This is a genomic window from Providencia sp. PROV033, assembly GCF_028484855.1.
Lineage (GTDB): Bacteria > Pseudomonadota > Gammaproteobacteria > Enterobacterales > Enterobacteriaceae > Providencia > Providencia alcalifaciens.
In genome coordinates this window covers 1-4,518 of record NZ_JAMPSW010000159.1, presented here as the reverse complement: position 1 = coordinate 4,518, position 4,518 = coordinate 1, and the positions used below count along the sequence as shown (strand labels likewise).

5 protein-coding genes are annotated in these 4,518 nt (G+C 41.0%); 3 read left to right on the top strand and 2 right to left on the bottom strand.

Annotated elements, in window-relative coordinates; translation table 11 throughout:
* Nucleotides 1-176 precede the first annotated feature (176 nt).
* The 3 genes from PSF16_RS16695 to PSF16_RS16685 all read left to right on the top strand — a co-directional run bounded on the left by PSF16_RS16695 (nt 177) and on the right by PSF16_RS16685 (nt 3,117).
* Complete coding sequence (locus tag PSF16_RS16695) at nt 177-1,439, top strand: M24 family metallopeptidase (RefSeq protein WP_272689733.1); 1,263 nt, start codon at nt 177-179, stop codon at nt 1,437-1,439.
* 39 nt (nt 1,440-1,478) lie between these two features.
* Complete coding sequence (locus PSF16_RS16690; protein ID WP_272689732.1) at nt 1,479-2,141, top strand: CerR family C-terminal domain-containing protein; 663 nt, start codon at nt 1,479-1,481, stop codon at nt 2,139-2,141.
* A 91-nt stretch (nt 2,142-2,232) separates the two neighbouring features.
* Nucleotides 2,233-3,117 (top strand): 4Fe-4S binding protein, encoded by an 885-nt coding sequence (locus tag PSF16_RS16685; RefSeq protein ID WP_272689731.1) that lies wholly within the window; start codon nt 2,233-2,235, stop codon nt 3,115-3,117.
* Nucleotides 3,118-3,179: 62 nt separating this feature from the next.
* Here the strand turns inward: PSF16_RS16685 and PSF16_RS16680 are convergent, their stop codons facing one another.
* Both PSF16_RS16680 and PSF16_RS16675 read right to left on the bottom strand, forming a co-directional pair.
* Complete coding sequence (locus PSF16_RS16680; RefSeq protein ID WP_036963666.1) at nt 3,180-4,064, bottom strand: alpha/beta fold hydrolase; 885 nt, start codon at nt 4,062-4,064, stop codon at nt 3,180-3,182.
* A 373-nt stretch (nt 4,065-4,437) separates the two neighbouring features.
* The coding region (locus PSF16_RS16675) for a helix-turn-helix domain-containing protein (RefSeq protein ID WP_272689734.1) at nt 4,438-4,518 on the bottom strand (81 nt) is incomplete at its 5' end.

Sequence of the window (4,518 nt, the reverse complement as noted above, 5' to 3'; positions counted from 1 at the left end):
ATTTTATTAGTATACACGTGGGATTATTCAAATTCTGATCAAAAAGTTTGGTAATGGATGATTTTATGTATCCGATAGACCGCATTAAATGCTTAATGAACAGATTGACTTTGGCTATACCTCGATCAATATTTAATTCATTCAAATGAAATAATATTGATGAGAAGGAAATACTGATGAATACAAGAATACCCGCTGCATTGATTCTTAAAGAGCGAGATAGACGGTGGGAACTGGCTCGCCAGATAATGAGAGAGAATAACCTTGAAGTTTTAATGGTATACGGTGATCGCGAGTCCGCGGCACCAGCGCCATTTTGTATCGACCATTACTTTACCAATGATAGATTAGGTTCAGTGGTGCTGTTTCACCAAGATAAGCCTCCTGTTGTTGTGACATTCGCGCCAATGATGGTAGCGGATCATATGCAAGCTTCTTTGCGCCACGATATGCAATGGATTGCAGCAGAGCAGATTATGGTCGGAAAGACGGGGAGAAACATTGGTAATATTCTGCTTCAGCTAGGTGTTGCATCCTATGCGCGTATCGGGGTCATTGGTCTTGAACCTTATCCCCCATTTTATTTTGATGGAGCGATGCCGTTTAATACGTTGTCTGGTATTAAGGAGCAGTTACCTAATGTGAGTTTTATTCCTGTTTATAAAGCGTTTTTCCAGCTTGCATCCATCAAAAGTGATGAAGAAATTGCCCATATTAAACATGCCGCGATGATAGGAGAGGCCATGAGTGAAGCGATGCGTAAAACGGCGGTTCCGGGCAATACAGAGGCAGATATTGCAGCCGCCGTCACGTCAACATGTTTATCTCGGGGAGGCTTTACGGCAGAAATTTTGATGGGTTCAGGACCGGAATATATTGGGTGGGGACAGCCAGCATGGCAATACCGCTCACAAAAACCGCGAGAGATTCAATATGGGGATATTGTATTAACTGAAATTTTTGCTCTATATGGGATGTATGAAACTCAACATCAAGCCGCGGTTGCCGTCGGTAAAGTGCATCCCAACATTGAGCGAGCAGCCCAAGTTTCTCGAGAGTGTTATGAAATCGGTGTTGAAAACCTAAAAGAGGGGGTTACCTTCGGAGAGTTGGTCGACAAAATGGAACAACCTTTATTAAAGGCAAAAGGTTGGCATGTTCATCCGCTTATTCATAGCATTAATCCTTATGGGCCTATTGGTTTTGGTACTGCACCAGGAATTGAAGTATTACCGCTAGCTCAAAAATATGGGCATATTAGTCGATTACCTAATCCTGGGCGTGATTTAGTATTAAAGGCAGGCATGACATTCGCGTTTGAGCCTAACTGCGCCTTTGATTATCATTTATGTAATCTCGGCGGTACGGTTATTGTGGGAAAAGAGAAAGGAATAGAATTAAATAATAATTCGACTCATTTAATGCGTGCTGACGTATAATGTTGTTACATTCGATGTAATTAGGATCCTCAGCTGCATATGACAGAAATGAATAAAAACACGCTTTCTTCTGAACTGACGAAAGAAAAATTAGTGAACGAAGGCATCAAGCAATTTGCACTTTACGGAATTAATGGTGTTCGGACTCGTCAATTGGCTGAAAGCGCAGGGGTTAATCAATCCGCTATCCCTTATCATATGGGAGGGAAGCTGGGTGTCTATGCAGCTGTTATTCGTAAGATTGCAACAGATCTGGCTCAAATGAGTAATGTAAGTACATTTGATGTACAATTTGAGGAATTAAAGGGGCAAGCAGATTATGAGGCGGTACAGGTTGAATCGTTACTCCGTTTATTAATGAAAGGGCTGGGTTTAGCGTTATTATCCCCAGAACATGAATATTATTCTATATTAATTCTTCGTGAGCAGTTGGAACCCACTGAAAACACGGATATTATCTTTAAGGAATTTATTGAGCCTTTCCATTCTCGCTTAACGTTGTTGATTCAATTTATCACCCAAGAAGAGCAACATTCGGCAATTATTTCAGCTCATGCTCTAATTGGTCAAATTTTAGGGTTTGTGATTGCGAAAAAATCATTATTAAAACGTTTAAATCAAGATCGTATTGATGCACATTTATTGGATGAAATCTTAGAACAAGTCAGCTTATTTGCGTGCAATGCGATCATACCGCGTTAATTTTTAACTTACATCATGTTAATTTTAAGCCGTTGCATTAAGATGATTAAGGTAACATTACGTTTAATCATCAAAGGTAAACAGTCATATTATGCGGCGGTTCATTCATTTAGATCTTCCTCTAGAACCTGTTATTAATGATAAGTGTGTTCATAAACGCCTGAAAAATAGTGTGTGTAATAATTGTGCTAACAGTTGTCCTGTTGGCGCGATTTCTTTCGGTTTTATGGATGCCAAAATTGATAATGAGCTATGTTATCAATGTGGTAACTGCCTGTTTACGTGTCCAGTCGATGCAATTGAAAATATTGAACCTCACGAACGAACCTACCAAAATGGCGTTCTTGTTATCAGTCATGATGAGCCACTCGCCAGTCCAGAAGAATTGATTGTTTGGCATCGTCAATATGCAATTAGAGGCATGCAGATCCCCAGACCATTAGTCGATAAATGGCTGCCTGCGTTAGCGGCATTAAATTTAAAACTGGAAACGTTGCAAGAGCCTATTTGGCGCTTGATGATCACGGAACCTGCCGAAGTGGACAGCGGGCGTCGTAGAATGCTTTTTCGTCAAAAACTAGATAATCAGCCCTTAGACAGCGGTAAGGTAAAGACAGGTTTAAATGCCAGAAAACAGTTTTATCCTGAAGATAGCTGGTTTCATGTTGAATTAGATACGGCAAGTTGTATTTTGTGTGGTGCCTGTGCCAAAGTGTGTGATGAACAAGCCATTGAAATTGAAAATCATCAATTTAGCATAGACGATAAGCGCTGTACGGGGTGTATGAGCTGCCAAGTTGTTTGTTTTCCACAATCTATCCATGTTCATGCACATGTTGCGAAAAATAGTGAACCTACCCAGTTCCATTATTATGACGGGACATGCCAAAAGTGCCAGTTGCCATTTTCCACATGGACCTCACAAGAAACCCTATGCCCAATATGCGCGCAGCATAAAAAGCAAGGTTGGTTATAATTAGCGCCTTTTATTCATAAAAAAGCGCCACGATCTGGGCGCTTAATGTCATCCTATTTTTATTAATTGTCTTGCATATTCTCAATGATCATTTCGGCAATTTGAGGATTTAATGCGGATGGGGTATCGTGCCCCATGCCTTCAATCACTTCTAATTTAGCCGTTTCAATATTGTCGAAAATATCTTGCCCAGAAGTGACCGGAAATAGCGGGTCAGCAGAGCCGTGGATCACTAATGTTGGCGCGGTAATTGTGCTTAAATGTGGTCTTAAATCTCCAGTTACTGCAACGGCAGCGAGCTGTCGCTTAGTGCCTTCAGGAGAATAGTTACGCTGGAAGGCTTGTACAAGATAATTACGGCAATTTTCTTCATCAAATGGAACACAAGTCGAGGCGATCCGGCGATTAAATGCAATTTGCCCCGCAATATAGCCTTCAAAGTCCTGCTTAGGATCAACACCCGGTGACATCAACATTTGCATGACGTCCGGTTCGCCTTGCGGTAACTGAGGGTTACCCGTTGATGACATAATTGGGCAGAGCGAAAGAATACGCTCTGGTACTTTTGATGCAACCACTTGCGCTATCATGCCGCCCATTGAGCGACCGACAACATGGGCTTTTTCAATCGATAATTGATCTAACAATCCAATGATATCATCTGCCATCTCAAATAAGGTGTAGGGAACATCAACCTGTTCACCACGTTGTAAGCGTTCGGATAACTCTTCGATATTCAGTGGTGGATAATTATCTAAATGTGGTGATAAGCCGGCATCGCGGTTATCGGGGCGAATAATATAAAAACCAGCGTCGGCAATTTGTTGGCAAAATTCCGAGGTCCAACTAATATTATGCCCACCTAAACCAGCGATAAGGATGACGGCTGGATTAGCAGGTTGACCAAACGTGTCGTAATACAATGATAATGGTGTTGTCTCTGTCATTTTATTTCCCTATTTTTGGTGATAGTTATTTATGCAATAACTCAGCGAGAAAGGCGAGTGCTAAAAAAAACAATCACTATTAATTTAAGCTCCATTTACTTTTGTTTATCAATGATAAACAAAGTAGTTCAAGCAACCTAATAAACCTTTTTCAGCAAAATTGAAGGGGAAAGGTATTTACCCGCTGGGGGCTTTGTTAGTGGGTACAGCCATACAACAAAAGCAGTTGTACCCGATATTGCGCGAACTTTCATACCAATAATCATCTGTTTGTGCTTTTTATCCCACCCAACGTTATTGACCGACCGTTAAACGTGAACTATTTCCTCGTATCTATTGATGAATTTTGGCAAGGAAAAGCTATCTGGGAGTCTTAACTGTCTTTCTTGGCGTACAAATAAACAGACGCACGGGAAACACCAAGATGTTGTGCGATAGTATCCATGGATTTTTT